At 74.9% G+C, this 15,312-nt stretch carries 12 protein-coding genes; 6 read left to right on the top strand and 6 right to left on the bottom strand.

The window, feature by feature from the left end; genetic code table 11:
• The 3 genes from ACWIX3_RS03955 to ACWIX3_RS03965 all read right to left on the bottom strand — a co-directional run bounded on the left by ACWIX3_RS03955 (position 1) and on the right by ACWIX3_RS03965 (position 4,565).
• Positions 1-1,527, bottom strand: a complete 1,527-nt coding sequence (locus ACWIX3_RS03955) for a glycosyltransferase family 87 protein (protein WP_448610780.1) — start codon at positions 1,525-1,527, stop codon at positions 1-3.
• A gap of 24 nt (positions 1,528-1,551) precedes the next feature.
• Entirely contained in the window at positions 1,552-3,981 is a 2,430-nt protein-coding gene (locus ACWIX3_RS03960; RefSeq protein WP_448610781.1) for a transglycosylase domain-containing protein, read from the bottom strand.
• Positions 3,982-4,151: 170 nt separating this feature from the next.
• Complete coding sequence (locus ACWIX3_RS03965; RefSeq protein WP_448610782.1) at positions 4,152-4,565, bottom strand: DUF5318 family protein; 414 nt, start codon at positions 4,563-4,565, stop codon at positions 4,152-4,154.
• 144 nt (positions 4,566-4,709) lie between these two features.
• Here ACWIX3_RS03965 and ACWIX3_RS03970 point away from each other — a divergent pair, with 144 nt between their 5' ends.
• From ACWIX3_RS03970 to ACWIX3_RS03980, 3 genes are all read left to right on the top strand, one after another.
• Positions 4,710-5,336, top strand: coding sequence for a PadR family transcriptional regulator (locus tag ACWIX3_RS03970; RefSeq protein WP_448610783.1), 627 nt, complete (start codon positions 4,710-4,712; stop codon positions 5,334-5,336).
• 118 nt (positions 5,337-5,454) lie between these two features.
• Entirely contained in the window at positions 5,455-6,525 is a 1,071-nt protein-coding gene (locus ACWIX3_RS03975) for an inositol-3-phosphate synthase (protein ID WP_448610784.1), read from the top strand.
• 169 nt (positions 6,526-6,694) lie between these two features.
• On the top strand, positions 6,695-7,453 hold the full coding sequence (locus ACWIX3_RS03980; RefSeq protein ID WP_448610785.1) for a hypothetical protein: 759 nt from the start codon (positions 6,695-6,697) through the stop codon (positions 7,451-7,453).
• A gap of 151 nt (positions 7,454-7,604) precedes the next feature.
• Here the strand turns inward: ACWIX3_RS03980 and ACWIX3_RS03985 are convergent, their stop codons facing one another.
• Positions 7,605-8,264 (bottom strand): YqgE/AlgH family protein, encoded by a 660-nt coding sequence (locus ACWIX3_RS03985; protein WP_448610786.1) that lies wholly within the window; start codon positions 8,262-8,264, stop codon positions 7,605-7,607.
• A 118-nt stretch (positions 8,265-8,382) separates the two neighbouring features.
• Between ACWIX3_RS03985 and ACWIX3_RS03990 the strand changes: the two genes are divergently transcribed.
• Positions 8,383-9,633: an MFS transporter gene (locus ACWIX3_RS03990; protein ID WP_448610787.1), complete on the top strand. Its 1,251-nt coding sequence runs from the start codon at positions 8,383-8,385 to the stop codon at positions 9,631-9,633.
• A 12-nt stretch (positions 9,634-9,645) separates the two neighbouring features.
• On the opposite strand, the gene ACWIX3_RS03995 is transcribed toward ACWIX3_RS03990, so the two are convergent.
• Positions 9,646-10,626 (bottom strand): peptidase, encoded by a 981-nt coding sequence (locus ACWIX3_RS03995; RefSeq protein WP_448610788.1) that lies wholly within the window; start codon positions 10,624-10,626, stop codon positions 9,646-9,648.
• Between the two features lie 41 nt (positions 10,627-10,667).
• Entirely contained in the window at positions 10,668-12,128 is a 1,461-nt protein-coding gene (locus tag ACWIX3_RS04000; RefSeq protein ID WP_448610789.1) for a CCA tRNA nucleotidyltransferase, read from the bottom strand.
• A gap of 256 nt (positions 12,129-12,384) precedes the next feature.
• Here ACWIX3_RS04000 and ACWIX3_RS04005 point away from each other — a divergent pair, with 256 nt between their 5' ends.
• Together ACWIX3_RS04005 and ACWIX3_RS04010 are read left to right on the top strand one after the other, a co-directional pair.
• Entirely contained in the window at positions 12,385-12,861 is a 477-nt protein-coding gene (locus ACWIX3_RS04005) for an NUDIX hydrolase (protein WP_091220955.1), read from the top strand.
• A gap of 76 nt (positions 12,862-12,937) precedes the next feature.
• Positions 12,938-15,301 (top strand): DUF6049 family protein, encoded by a 2,364-nt coding sequence (locus ACWIX3_RS04010; RefSeq protein WP_448610790.1) that lies wholly within the window; start codon positions 12,938-12,940, stop codon positions 15,299-15,301.
• Positions 15,302-15,312 lie beyond the last annotated feature (11 nt).

The raw sequence follows: 15,312 nt of genomic DNA on the forward strand, positions 1-15,312 counted from the left end.
TCACTCCTCGCGGGACCCCCCGGGCCCCACTCCTCGCGGCAGGACCCGTTCCCGGTGACGGAGGGCCACGGTGTCCTCAGCGTGGTCCAGCGGGCCTCCGGCGGGATCGTCGACGCCGGGCCAGCTGGCGCGGACGACGTCGTCGTCGGGCCGGCGCACCTCACGGGCGACGAGGACCATGAGCGCCACCAGGACGGCGTCGCGGACCAGGACGGCGAGGAAGAACCACTCCACCTCGACGCCACGGTTCTCGGTGCCGAGGTAGTAGAGCATCGTCAGGACCCACACCAGGGCCTCGCTGACCTGCCAGACCAGCAGCGAGCGCCACCGCGGCCGGGCCAGGACCGCCAGCGGCAGCAGCCACAGCGCGTACTGCGGGCTGTAGACCTTGTTGAGCAGCAGGAAGCCGGCCACCAGCAGGAAGGCCACCTGTGCCACCCGCGGCCGCACGGGGGCGGTGAGCACCAGCCAGGCGACCCAGGCGGCCAGCGCGAGCAGCAGCACGGCCACGACGGCGTTGAGCACCGACGGCGTCTCGCCCTCGGCGAGCGGCCCGTCGAGCACCCGGTTGTCGGTGAGCGTCAGCAGGATGTTCCAGATCGATTCGGGGTTGGCGGGGCGCTGCCGGCTGAAGGCGAAGAACCAGCCCCAGTTCTCCGGCGCCAGCAGGGCCACCGGCAGGTTCACGGCGAGCCAGGCGCCGGCCGCGGCCAGCGCCGCCCGCAGCCACACCCCCAGCAGGCCGGCGCGCAGGCACAGCAGGAACAGCGCGCCCAGCACGAGGACCGGGTAGAGCTTCGCGGCCACGCCGAGCCCGAGCAGCGTCCCGGCGAGCACCGGCCGCTGCCGGGCCCACGCCCACATGCCGAGGGTGGCGAGCACCACGGCCAGCAGGTCCCAGTTGTTGAAGGCGTAGACCAGGAGCACTGGCGACAGCGCCACCATCGCGGTGTCCCACGGCCGCCGGCCGGTCAGCGGCAGCACGGCGCGCACCACCACCAGCGCGCACACCGACATCAGCAGCGCCGTGACGACGGTGTAGCTCTCCACCGGCGGGACCGCCGGGAGCACGCCGACCGCCGCGGCCAGCCCGTCGTACCAGCCGGAGAGCAGTGCGGCGACCGCCATGACCGCCCCGGTGAGCACCGGGTACTCCACCCGCGCGTCGAGGTAGGGGACCGCACCCTCGCCCTGCCCGTAGAGGCCGAACAGCGGGACGGGGTCGGAGTAGCAGAGGTGGGTGTACTGCAGCGAGCCGGTCCAGTCGCCGTCGGCGCACGGGGCCTGCTTGAGCCAGGCGACCGCCAGGACGGTCGTGGCGAAGAGCAGGCAGACCCGCAGCGGGGTCCAGAACGGCGCCCGCCCGACGACCGCGTGACGACCCCAGGGGCCGCCCACCGCCTCGCTGGCCTGCGCGACGACCGGATCGGTCCAGCTCGGGACGACGCGGTCGGGTCGGCCGTCCGGGGCCGGGGACGCCACGGGCCCGTCCGCTGGTGCGGACGGGCCCGTGGGGATCGTGCTCATGCGGGTCAGTCTGCCCGCCGGGGATCAGCCGGTCGGCGACTGTCCCTGGATGCTGCCGGTGGACTGCGCCGGCTGGCCGGGGGCGGTGTCGCTGTCCCCACCTGTGGTGCTCTCCTCGTCCTGCCCGCCGCTGTCGCCGTCGGTGTCCTCGGAGTTCCCGCGCGAGCTGGTCGTCGGCGCGCTCGACGGCTCGGTCGTCGGCTCCGCCTCCCGCGTCGGCGTGGCCGACGGCTCGGTCGTCGGCTCCGCCTCCCGCGTCGGCGCGGCGGTGACCTGGCTCGGCGCCTGCGTCGGCTTCCTCGTCTGCGGCGCGGGCACGCCCTCACCGGTGTCGCCGCGGATGAGCGCGCGGTCGGGCAGGTCCTCCTCCGGGGTCCCGTCCAGAACGGTGTTCATGAACTCCTGCCAGATGGCGCCGGGCAGGCCCGAGCCGTAGATGATCCGGCCGTTGACGTCCTCGATCGGCTGGGCGGGCGAGTCGTTGCCCATCCACACCGCCGTGGAGATCGACGGGGTGAAGCCGACCATCCAGGCATCGGAGTTGTTCTCGCCCTGACCCTGCGTACCGGTCTTGCTGGCCACCTCGCGGCCACCGTCGAGCGAGCGCCGCGAGTAGGCGGCGACGTCGGTCATGGCGTAGGTGGTGTCGTTGACGACGTCGGACTCGAACACCTGGTCGCCGGCGTCGCCGTTGTACTCCAGCAGGACGGTGCCCTGGCTGTCGGTCACCCGGGCGACGAAGTACGGCTCGTGCTCGACGCCGTCGTTGGCCAGGGTGGCGAAGCCGTGCGCCTGGTCGATCGGGCGCATCTCGTACTGGCCGATGCCGATCGAGCCGCCCGCCCCGCCGGTGTTCGGGTCGGCCAGGGTGTTGCTGCCGGCGAGCACGCCGTAGGCCGGCTCGTCGGGCCAGGCCTCCGGCAGCCCGGTCGCCTCCAGGATGTTCTGCCGCACCCGCTCCGCGCCGACCTCGTAGGCCAGCCCGTAGAAGGTGGTGTTCAGCGAGCGGGTCAACGCCTCCCGGAGCGTGCAGGCCCCGCAGGAGGCGCCGCCGGAGTTGGTCACCGGCAGGCCCGGGCGGTCGGGGAAGCTCCGCGGCGAGGAGCCGTCCCGCCGGGCGTTGACGCTGATGCCGTCCTCCAGCGCGGTGGCCAGCACGTACGGCTTGACCGACGACCCGGGCTGGCGCAGCGCCTGCGCGTAGTCGACGGCGCCGTCACCGGCGCCGACCGGACCGCCGTAGTACGCCCGCACGGCACCGGTCACCGGGTCGATGGACACGAGCGCCTCGCGCAGGTTCTCCGGCTCGCCCTCCATCACCTCGGCGACGGAGGAGATGGCGGCGTCCTGGTAGCGCTTGTCCACCGTGGTGGTGATCCGCAGGCCGCCGGCCCGGATCTGCTGCTCGTCGTAGCCCTTGGCCTCCAGCTCGGTGATGGCCCGCTGCACGACCAGGCCCTCCGGGCCGCCGGGGATACCGAGGTTGGAGCCCGTGCGCGGCATGATCGGTGGGTAGACGGAGGCGTCGCGCTCCTGCTGGGTCAGCCAGCCCTCCTTGACCATCGCGTCGAGCACCAGGCCCCAGCGGTCCGTCGAGCCCTCGGGGTTGGACTCCGGGTCGTACGTGGAGGGGCTGCGGACGAGGACGGCGAGCACCGCGCCCTGCTGGGCGGTCAGCTGGCTGGCCGGCACACCGAAGTAGGTGTTGGCCGCCGCCTCGATGCCGTAGGCGCCACGGCCGAAGTAGATGGTGTTGAGGTAGTTCTCGAGGATCTCGTTCTTCTCGTACTCGTTGTCGAGCTTGACGGCGAGGAACAGTTCCTGGAACTTCCGGCTGAACGTCTGGTCCGAGGTCAGGAAGGCGTTCTTCACGTACTGCTGGGTGATGGTCGAGCCACCCTGCGTCGAGCCGCCGGTCAGGTTGTTCCAGGCGGCGCGCACGATGCCGGTGAAGGAGATGCCGGGGTCGGAGTAGAAGCTGCGGTTCTCGGCCGCGAGGATCGCCTGGCGCGCCGGCTCCGACACCTCGGCGAGGGGCACGTTGGTGCGGTTCTCCGCGCCCAGCCGGGCCATCTCGGTGGTGCCGTCGGCGTAGTAGACGACCGTCGTCTGCGCGTTCTGCACCGAGTTCGGGTCGGGCACCTCGGTCGTGGCGTAGACGACGCCGACGAAGACGCCGAGCAGCACCAGCGCGCCGGCGATCAGGCCGACGAGGGCCTTGAGCCGGCGCTGGCGGCGCTGCTTCCTGGTCCGCGCGGTCCCGCCGCCGGGGCGGGACCCCCTGGCGGCCGGGCCGGTGCGCGAGGCCGTCGTCCGGCCCCCGCGACCTGCCGGTGGCCGGCCCGCTGCCGGGCGGCCGCCCCCGCCACTGCCGCCGGCGGTACGGCCGGACGGCGGACGGCGGACCGAGCCGCTGCGCGGCCCGACCGGTGAGGTCTCGTCGTGGGGAGGCACGCAGGGGCCCCTCTCTGGTTAGGGTCTCGGTGGGCGCGCAGGACGTCCGCGTCCGGCACCCAGGGTGGCGTCTTCAGCTGTGCGAGCGAGGACGACCCGCGGCGCAGTGACGCCCAGGTGTCCCAACGACCACGCGGGGCACCTCGTGTTCCCCGGTGTGACGCGTACTACTACTCGGTGGCCGCCCGGCGCCGCGTGCGCCGCGGCTGACGACCCGGGTCCGGCTCGGCCCCGAGGACGTAGGAGCAGTCCAGGTGGTTCCACCCGCAACCGCGGCACACCTGGACGGCGTAGACGGAGAACTCCTCCTGCATCGCGTCCATCCGCGCGAGCTCGGCCTGCGTCTTCGCCTGGCCGGCGACGGGACCGAGGTGCTCGCCGTAGACGTAGCTGACGAGCGTGAGCTCCACCTTGCGGCACACCGGGCAGGCGACGTCGGTCGTCTCGCCGTGGTACTTCGCCGCCCGGGTGAGGTACGGACTGGCGTCGCAGACCTCGAACAGCCCTGTGCGACCGGCGTACACGTCGGCGAGGACGGCTCGCCGCTGCAGCGAGTAGTCCACGACGGATCGACGTCCGGGCACGGCGCCAATGTACGCACCAGCGGCGGCACCGCGGTGTGTGCGACCACGTCCGGGCGCTGCCCGCGCGGCCCCGATCCGTTCCCACCCACACCCGTCGATGTATCGTATCGATACATCGATCCGCAGAACGACGGAGGAGGCGGCGTGCTGGAGTTCGCCATCCTCGGCCTGCTGCACCAGTCGCCGATGCACGGCTACGAGCTGCGCAAACAGCTCGCCCAGCTGCTCGGCGGGCTGCGCAGCATCTCCTACGGGTCGCTGTACCCCGCACTGAAGAGGCTGCACGCGGCCGGCTACGTCACCACCGACGAGCCGGACCGGCGGGCCCCCCTGCCGGCGGACGCACCACCGCTGACCGGCCGGCGCGGCAAGGTGGTCTACACGATCACCGCCGAGGGCAAGGAGCGCTTCCACGAGCTGGTCGGGCAGGCCGGGCCGGAGTCCTACGACGACAGCGGGCTCTTCGGCGTCCGCCTGGCGTTCTTCCGGCACACCGCCGCGGACGTGCGGCTGCGGATCCTCGAGGGCCGCCGCCGCACCGTCGAGCGCCAGCGCGAGGGCCTGCGGGCCTCGCTGAGCCGGACCCGCGAGCGGCTGGACCGCTACACCCTCGAGCTGCAGCGCCACGGTCTGGACTCGGTCGACCGCGAGGTCCGCTGGCTGGCGGAGCTCATCGACCGCGAGCTGACCGACAGCGAGCGGCGCCGAGAAGACGGCGCCGACCCCGGAGGTCCACCGGACCCCGCGGGAGAGGCGCCCCGGCGCCCCTGACCGGCACCGTCCCGATGACCCGGCGGGAGAGCACCACGCCCGTCACCCCCCCCCCCGACCAGGACCGTCAGCGGTCCGCGTCCTCCGGCCGCGTGCGGTCCGGAAGTGAGGAGAACCCATGGGATCCGTCAACGTCGCCATCGTCGGCGTCGGCAACTGCGCCGCCTCGCTCGTCCAGGGCGTGCACTACTACCGCGACGCCGACGAGACGACGCCGGTGCCGGGCCTGATGCACGTCCGCTTCGGCGACTACCACGTCCGGGACGTGCAGTTCGTCGCCGCCTTCGACGTCGACGCCAAGAAGGTCGGCCGCGACCTCTCCGAGGCCATCGTGGCCAGCGAGAACAACACCATCAAGATCTGCGACGTCCCGCCGCTGGGCGTGACCGTGCAGCGCGGCACGACCCTCGACGGCCTGGGCAAGTACTACCGGGCGACGATCGAGGAGTCCGACGAGGAGCCGGTCGACGTCGTGACCGCCCTGCGCGAGTCCGGTGCCGACGTCCTGGTGTGCTACCTCCCGGTCGGCTCCCAGCAGGCGGCGGAGTTCTACGCACAGTGCGCCCTGGACGCCGGTGTCGCGTTCGTCAACGCCCTGCCGGTCTTCATCGCCGGCACGAAGGAGTGGGCCGACAGGTTCACCGCCGCCGGTGTGCCGATCGTCGGCGACGACATCAAGAGCCAGGTGGGCGCGACCATCACCCACCGCGTGCTGGCCAAGCTCTTCGAGGACCGCGGCGTGCAGCTCGACCGCACCATGCAGCTCAACGTCGGCGGCAACATGGACTTCAAGAACATGCTGGAGCGGGAGCGGCTGGAGTCCAAGAAGATCTCCAAGACCCAGGCCGTCACCAGCCAGGTCGACCGCGACATGGGCACCGACAACGTGCACATCGGCCCCTCGGACCACGTCCCGTGGCTGTCGGACCGCAAGTGGGCCTACGTCCGGCTGGAGGGCCGCGCCTTCGGTGACGTCCCGCTCAACCTGGAGTACAAGCTCGAGGTCTGGGACTCCCCGAACTCCGCCGGCATCATCATCGACGCCGTCCGCGCCGCGAAGATCGCCAAGGACCGCGGGATCGGCGGCCCGATCCTCTCCGCGTCGTCCTACTTCATGAAGAGCCCGCCGGTGCAGTACAGCGACAGCGAGGCCCGCGACGCCGTCGAGGCGTTCATCCGGGGTGAGTGAAGGACCCCGCGTCCTCACCACTCGCGAACTCGCGGCGGGGCCCTGACGCGGGGCCGTTCCAGCACTGACGGCAGGGCCCGCGATCCGGAGGGATCGCGGGCCCTGCCGCGTCTCCGGGCCACCGCGTGGGACGCCGCCGGTGACCTGCCCGGATGCCTACGCTGACCGCATGCCCGAGCGCCGCCGTCCGCTGCTCCCCGCGCTGGGGCTGACGGTGGCGCTCCTGACCGGCTGTGCCGGCACGGACGAGCGGGCGGAGGGTGCGCCGCTCACCGAGGAGGAGGCCGGCGTCCTCGCCCAGCTGCTGGTCGAGAACCACGACCGGGGCGGCGCGGACTTCGTGGTCACCGCCCCGTACGGCGAGGACACCGTCCTCACCCTCACCGGGGAGGTCGACCTCGCCGGTGGTGCCGGGCGCGCGCAGGCGGTCACCTCGTACGGCGACGGCCGCGCCGACGACACCCGCACGCTGTTCTTCACCGCCGAGGACCTGTGGTTCGGCGAGGTGCCCGGCCTGTCCGCCACGCTGGACGCCGAGGGGCTGGCCGAGGCCTCCTACGTTCGCCGTCCGGTCACGCTGGGGGAGCAGGCGCCGCTGGTCGACGTCCTCACCCAGGTGGTGCTCAACCTCGCCGCCGAGGAGCCGGACGACGCCGGTGACTTCCGCGACGCGGGCTACACGTGGGAGGGCGACCGCTCGATCGACGGCGAGCTGGCCCGGCTCTACGCCTCCGGGACCGGTTGGTCGGTCGCGGTCGACCACTCCACCGACCTGCTGGTGCAGTACCGCACCCCGCTGCCGGGCCAGGAGTTCGAGGTCACGGTGACGCTGTCCGACCACGGTCCGCGGGAGATCACGCTGCCGGCCGAGAGCGAGTCCGTGGACGGCGCGGCACACCCGGAGGTGGCGGAGACCGTCGGGCTCTGAAGGAGGACCCCGTCCGCCCGCCCCTCGCGAACTCACGGCGGGGCCGGCGGGTCCTGGACATGGGGGGAGGGGGCGGCCTCTTCCCCAGACCGCCCCCTCCCAGCACGTTCCTACCAGAGGCGGGGCATCCGCGCACCCGTTGACGCGCCGATCAGTTCGCGCTCGGGTCGGCCGGTGCCGTCGACAGCACCGCCAGGCGCCCTGACTGGCGGCCCATCACCCGGCGCCACAGCTCGGGACCGGCCAGCTCGCTGAGCACGTCGTCCGGCCGGCCCGGCACGCAGGCCCAGGCGCCCTCGGCGACCTCCCCGGCGAGCTGGCCCGGAGACCAACCCGCGTAGCCGGCGAACACGCGCAGCCCGCGCACGCGGCCGACCAGCTCGTCGGGGTCGGCGTCCAGGTCGACCAGGTGCACGTCGCCCGCCACCTGGCGCAGACCGCAGTCCTCGCCCGGGGTCGCGCAGACGGCCAGGCACAGCGCCGTGTCGGTCTCGCACGGGCCGCCCACGTGGAACACGCCGGGGTCGACGGCGAGGTCGCACCAGCCGGGCAGCACGTCGCGGATCTCGACCTGGCTCGGCCGCCCCAGCACCACACCCAGCGTGCCGCTGTGGTTGTGGTCGAGCACGAAGACGACCGTGCCGGCGAAGGTGGGGTCGGTCAGGCTCGGCATCGCCACGAGCAGCGAGCCGGGTCGGACGTCGTCCAGGGTGCCCGTCGACAGCGCAGGAACCGCGTCCGGACGGCGTCGGCCCGTCGCGGGCCGGGCCGGCGGCCTCGACTCGGGATCGGGCGAGGACGGGGGAGTCATCGCCGTCCAGTGTGCCCCACTCGCGGGCCCCCCGGCGGGAGTGGTGGCCTCCACAACAGACGGCTGCGCGGCCCGTCGTCGACCGTGTGGGGAGGAGAGGCCACCGTAGGGTGACCGGGTGCGGCAAGCGGGGACGACCGTGCGCTCGCTGCTGGCCCGCCGCGACTTCCGCCGGCTGCTGGCCACCCGGCTGTCGGCCCAGTTCGGGGACGGCGTGCTGCAGGCCGCCCTCGCCGGGACCGTGCTGTTCAACCCGCAGCGGGCCGCCGACCCGGTCGCGGTCGCCGCCGGCTTCGCCGTCCTGCTCCTGCCCTACTCGCTGGTCGGTCCCTTCGCCGGCGTCTGGCTCGACCGGTGGCGCCGGCGGCAGGTGCTGGTGCACGCCGACCTGCTGCGTGCGGGGCTGGTCGGCGTCCTCGCGCTGCTCGTGGCCGGCGGGTCGGGCGGCCTGCCGTTCCTGCTCGCCGGGCTGCTGCTGTTCTCCGTCGCCCGCTTCGTGCTGTCGGCCCTGTCGGCCTCCCTGCCGCACACCACGGACGACCTGGTGCCGGCCAACGCGCTGTCGACGACGTCGGGCGCGGTGGCCACGGTGGTCGGCGGAGCGGCCGCGGTCGCGGTGCAGCAGCTGGCCGGCATCGCCGGGGACACGGGCTACGCGCTGCTGACCCTCGGCACGGCCGGGCCCTACCTGCTCGCCGCGGCGCTGGCCGCCGGGTTCCCGCAGGGCGCGCTCGGGCCGGACGGGACCGCGGCCTCGTCGTCCGCCCGCCAGGTGGTCGCCGGGCTGGTGGCGGGGGTGCGCCACGTGCGGGCCCGCCCGCCGGCGGTCCCCGCGCTGGCCGTCATCACCGTGCACCGGCTCTGCTTCGGGGTGCTGACCCTGATGACGCTGCTGTTCTCCCGCGCCACCGCACCGCCGGGCGCAGGGCTGCTGGGCGTGGGGGCGGCGGTCGCCGCGGGTGCGGTCGGCACGCTGGTGGCCGCCGCGGTCACGCCCGCGGCGGTGCGCCGCCTGGGGACGGCGCGGTGGGTTCCCCTGGTGCTGGCGGTCGGCGGCGCGCTGCTGACGGCGCTGGGGCTGCCGTTCCTGCCGGTCACGGTGGTGCTGGCCGGCGCGGTGCTCGGCTTCCTCGGGCAGGGCGTGAAGATCTGCGTCGACGCCACGCTGCAGCAGGCGGTGGACGACGACGTCCGCGGCCGGGTGTTCTCCGTCTACGACGTCCTCGTCAACGTCGGCTACGTCGTCGCGCTGCTGGCCGCGGCATACCTGCTGCCGGCGGACGGCGTGTCCCCGCCCGCCGTGGTCGCCGTCGGCGCGGCCTACGCCCTCACCGCCCTCTACGCGGCCCGCGCCCCGCTGCCCCGCTGACCGGCGGAGCCGTCAGAGCTCCGGGACGCAGGACCCCTGGCCGAGACGGCTCAGACCCGTGAGGTCCCCGGCGGCGTAGTCGGTGACGCCCGGCACCGTCTCCGGGTGGAGCAGCTGCGAGGCGTCGTCCACGTGGTCGAGGCCCACCAGGTGCGCCAGCTCGTGCAGCACGATCCCCGAGGCCGTCGCCGCGCCGTCCGGCAGCTCGAGGATCTCGGGGAACTGCCCGGCGTCGAGGGTGACCGTGCCGGTGACGTACACCCGCGTGCCCTCGTCCAGCGACACGGCCAGGCTGCCCGCCTCGCCGACGGTGTCCCCCGCGAGTTCGGGCGCCTCGGCCTCCGTCTGCCAGCTGACCAGGACCGGGGCCCAGCGGTCGCCGTACCGGGCGGGCTGGAACGCCGCCCGGTCCGGGGTGGGCACCTCGTCGGTCGGCCCGTCGTACACGAACACCAGGCCGGTCACCCGGCCGAGCCGGGCGACCGCCGCGTGCACCATCTCCTCCCCGCCGGCCGGGGACCCGTCGGGCCGGATGACGTAGTGGACGACCCGGCACGGGTCGTAGGCCACGGGCGTGACCCCGTCGGCCTGCAGGAGCGAGAACTCGTGCGGTCCGCCGCCCGCGGGTGCGGGCTGCGGGACCCCCCGCGGCGACGGGCTCGCCTCCACCGCGGGGGTGGGGCGGTCCCTGGGCGCGGCGGCCGCGGGGACGTTGCGGTCCGGGCCCGCTCCGGCCGGGACGGTGTGGTCCCAGGGCCACACCACGGCCCCGGTGAGGACGGCGGCCCCCAACGAGCCGGCGACGACCAGGAGGACGGCGAGCAGGCCGACCGGTCCCGACCCGCGGCGCCGGCGCGGAGGCGGCGCCGGCGCGCGCCAGGGGGGCGGCTGGACCGGCAGACCGAGCGCCTCGTCGACCACCCACTGCGGCGTGCGTCCGCTCGGCGAGGAAGGCAGCCGGGAGCCGGACTCCGGGGGCCCCTGATCGCGCACGTGTCTCCTGTCGGCAGCCGGCGGCTCGGGCTGTAGCCCACTCAGCCGTTGCGGGCGGCCCACCAGTCGCGCAGCTCGGCCTCGGCCTCGCCGGGATCCAGCGGGCCGCGCTCCAGCCGCAGCTCCTTGAGGTACTTCCAGGCCTCACCCACCTCGCGGCCGGGCGGGATGCCGAGGATCGCCATGATCGCGTTGCCGTCGAGATCCGGGCGGACCCGCGCGAGGTCCTCGGCCGCCGACAGCTCGGCGATCCGCCGCTCCAGCGAGTCGTAGGTCGCCGACAGCGCGGCCGCCCGGCGCCTGTTGCGGGTCGTGCAGTCCGAGCGCACCAGCTTGTGCAGCCGGGGCAGCAGGTCGCCGGCGTCGGTGACGTAGCGGCGGACGGCGGAGTCGGTCCACTCGCCGCTTCCGTAACCGTGGAAGCGCAGGTGCAGGAAGGTCAGCCGGGCGACCGCCTCCACGACCTCCTTGGAGTACCGGAGCGCCTGCAGCCGCTTGCGGACGAGCTTCGCGCCGACCACCTCGTGGTGGTGGAAGGAGACCCGGCCGCGCGGCTCGTGCCGGCGGGTGGCCGGCTTGCCGATGTCGTGCAGCAGCGCCGCCAGCCGCAGCACCAGGTCCGGCGACTCGGCCTGCGGATCGGCCTCCTCCAGGGCGATCGCCCGGTCCAGCACGGTCAGCGAGTGGGTGTAGACGTCCTTGTGCTGGTGGTGCTCGTCGATCTCCATGCGCAGCGCGGAGAGCTCCGGCAGGACGACGTCGGCCAGACCCGTCGAGACGAACAGCTCCAGCGCCGCCCGGGGCGAGTGCTGCAGCAGCGTCTTGGACAGCTCGACCTGGACCCGTTCCGGGGTGACGCGCCCGAGCTGGGACGCCGACGAGGTCATCGCCTCGACCACCTCGTCGACCGGCGAGAGGCCCAGCTGCGCGACGAACCGGACCGCGCGCAGCATCCGCAGCGGATCGTCGGCGAAGGAGTCGACCGCGGCGCCCGGCGTCCGCAGCCGGCCGGCCAGCAGGTCACCCAGGCCGCCGTAGGGGTCGGTGACCGTGCGGTCGGGTCCCAGGGAGACCGCCATGGCGTTCACGGTGAAGTCGCGGCGGGCGAGGTCGTCGACGAGCGAGTTCCCCCAGGCCACCTCCGGGTTGCGCGACTCCCGGTCGTAGCGGTCGGCGCGGAAGGTCGTGATCTCCAACCGCACGCCGTCCACCTCGGCACCGACCGTCCCGAAGGCGATCCCGGTGTTCCACGTGGAACTGGCGAACCCGTGGAGCAGTCGCAGCACCTCGTCGGGGCGGGCGTCCGTGGTGACGTCGAGGTCGCCGGGCACGGTGCCCGCCTCCCGCCCACCGCCGGACCCGGCGGCGAGCAGCGCGTCGCGGACGGAGCCCCCGACGAGGTGCACCTCGAAGCCGGCGGCGGTGAAGCGCTCCCCGAGCCGGGTCAGCACGGGGGAGAGGTCGACGAGCTCGCGCACGGTCTGCTGGACGGCGGGCGGCACCGGTCCACCTGCCGGGGAAGGACCGCTGACATCTGCCCGACTGCGCACCTGGGTCCGCTCCTCGCTCGCCGGCACTCGCTGCGTGGCCCCTCGGGGACCGGCTGTCATCGGAGGGGAAGGCTCACCGGACACGACGATCCAGGGTAGTGGCGCGCCGAATAGGCCCTGGTCCGGCTCCGCGCCCAGGTGCGCTCCTCGCTCGTTCCTCGCTGCGATGCTCCCTGAGCTGTCGCCGGACGCGCGCTACCCTCCTGGCATGGCTGGGACGGGCGGGCGAGGGCGCCCCGGCCGCCGGTTGCGGCGGGTCGACGAGACCTCCGCCGGGGGGCTGGTGGTCGCCGACGACCCCATCACGGGGCCGCGCGCTGCCCTCATCGGCCGCACCGACCGCCGCGGCCGGCTGCTCTGGTCGCTGCCCAAGGGCCACATCGAGGAGGGCGAGACCCCGGAGGACACCGCCGTCCGGGAGGTCGCCGAGGAGACGGGGATCATCGGCGAGGTCGTCGCCCCGCTGGGCATCATCGACTTCTGGTTCGTCGCCGACGGCCGCCGCGTGCACAAGACGGTCCACCACTTCCTGCTGCGCGCCATCGGAGGGGCGCTGTCCGACGCCGACATCGAGGTGACCGAGGTCGCCTGGGTGCCCCTCGACGAGCTCGGCGCCCGGCTGGCCTACGCCGACGAGCGGGCGCTGGTCGAGCGGGCCCCCGCGCTCCTCGCCGACAGCGCGTGAGCGAGCCCGCGAGCTCACGAGGGGGCACAGCAGCCGGCCGGGTCACGGAGGCGACCAGCGCCGGCGAGGAGCTGCCGTGAGCCGGTCGGCTGCCGGGGCCGCCGGCGGCCGGTCCGCCGTGCGGGGCCCCGGGCGCACTGCCCGGGAGACGACGGTCGCCGTCGCGCTGGCCGGCGTGCTCACCGCTCCGCTGGTCGCGCTGGCGCCGGCCGCGGCCGCCGCGCCCGGCGGACCCGCCGCGACCGAGGCGCCCTCCGACGATCGCCCGGTCGACGTCCGGCTCACCCGCCTCGACCCCCGCACGCTTGTGCCGGGGGCGACGGTCACCGTCGAGGGCGAGCTGACCAACGGCGGCACCGAGACGCTCACCGACGTCGGCGTGCGGCTGCAGCGCGGCGAGCTGCTGGACACCCGCGCCGAGCTGCAGGCCGCCGACGGCGACCCCGACCTGGTGGTCGCCGCCACCACGCCGTTCCAGGACGTCGCCGGCGAGCTGCGCCCCGGCGACTCCGTCTCCTTCACCCTCACCACGACCACCGACGCGCTGGCGATCGACCGGGACGGCGTCTACCCGCTGCTGCTCAACCTCAACGGCATCGGATCCGACGGGGAGCGTCGCCGGGTCGGGGAGCTGACCACCTACCTCGCCCAGCCGCCGGTGGTGCCGGCGACGACGACCGGCGTCGCCTGGCTGTGGCCGCTGGTCGAGCGCACCCACCGCGACGCCTCCGGCGCGTTCGTCGATGACGGGCTGACCGACGAGGTCGCGGCCGGTGGCCGGCTCGACCGGGCGCTGGCGACCGTGGAGCGGCTGCCCGCGACCGTCCCGCTCGAGGGCGGCGAGCCGGTCCCCGTGGTGCCGGTGACCCTGGCCGTCGACCCCGCGCTCGTCGAGGAGCTGCAGGTCATGGCCGGCGGCTCCTACACCGTCGGCCCGGACGAGGACGCCGGGTCGGGCGGCGACGAGGCCGCCGCCTGGCTGCAGCGGCTGCGCGCCGTCGCCGCCGACCACCGGGTGGTCGCGCTCCCCTACGGGGACGTCGACGCCGACTCCCTGACCGGGGCGGGTCTCTCCGCCGTGGTCACCCGCAGCCTGCCGGGCAGCTCCGAGGGGACGGCGCAGGACGACCCCGACGACCCCGACGCGCCCGCCGCGCCACCGGCCGGCGCGCCGGCCGGGACCGGGGCCGACGGGACCACCGGCGCGGACATCCTGCGCGAGGCCCTGGGCGTGGACGCGCGCACCGACCTGGCCTGGGCGGCCGGCGGCGCGCTGCGCCCGGAGACGCTCGACGTCCTCCGGGACGGCGGCGTCGAGGAGGTCGTCCTCGCCCCCGGTGGGCTCACCCGCGGCGCGGCCGCGCTCGGCCTCGAGGGCCCCGCCGCGGCCCGGACGACGGTGCCGACCGGGGACGGCGCGGTGGCCGCCCTGGTCGCTGATCCCGTGCTGAGCGGCCTCGCGGGTGGCGCACCCGTCGCCGGAGGGCCCCGCGCCGCCGAGCAGCGCTCCGTCGCCGAGCTGACCCTGCAGGCGCTCCAGCGGGGGAACGCCGCCACGGGGCAGACCGTGCTGGTGGCCCCGCCGCGCGAGGTCGACCCCGACCCGGCCCGGGTGAGCGCGATGATGGCCGCCGCCGCGGGGCTGCCGGGGCTGCGGCCGCTGTCCGTCGCCCAGCTCGGCGACGGCCCGGTCTCCGACACCGGCGAGCTGGCCGCCCCGCAGGACCCGGCCGGCCTCGAGGCCGCCGGGCTGACCGACGTCGCCGCCGCCGTTCGCGTCCGCGACCAGCTCGCCGGCGCGGCCGTCGGCGACCCGGACGCCGTCCTCGCGCCGTGGGACGCCGCCGTGGCGCGGAGCACCTCCGCTGCGTGGCGGGACGACCCCGCCGCCTTCACCGCGGCCGCCGCGGACCTGCGGACGACGATCGGTGGGCTGCTCGAGCGGGTGACCCTGCTCGCCCCGGCAGCCGGCACCTACAGCCTCGCCTCCAGCGACGCCCCGCTCGTGCTCACCGTCAGCAACGAGCTGCCCTTCGCGCTCCGCGTCCAGCTGCGGGTGCAGGCCCGCGGCAACGCGCTCTCGGTGGGCGACCTCGGCAACCAGGTGCTCGGCCCCGAGCAGCGGACGACGCTGCAGGTGCCGACCGAGGTGCGCCAGTCCGGCCGCTTCGGCGTCGCGGCCACTCTCGTCACCCCGGACGGCGCACCGCTGGGCGACCCTGTCGAGCTGCAGGTGCAGAGCACCGCGTACGGATCGATCTCCGTGATCATCACGATCGGCGCGGCGGCGCTGCTCGGACTGCTCTTCCTGCGCCGGCTGGTGCGCTTCGTGCTGCGCCGCCGCCGCGGTACGCCCGGGAACGAGGACGGCGACCCGCCCGTCGGCCCGGCCCCCGAGGGTGCGGCCGTCCCGCTGCCGCCCACGCGGAGTCCGGTGTGAGCGAGCGTGCG

This window comes from Geodermatophilus sp. URMC 60 (assembly GCF_053502585.1).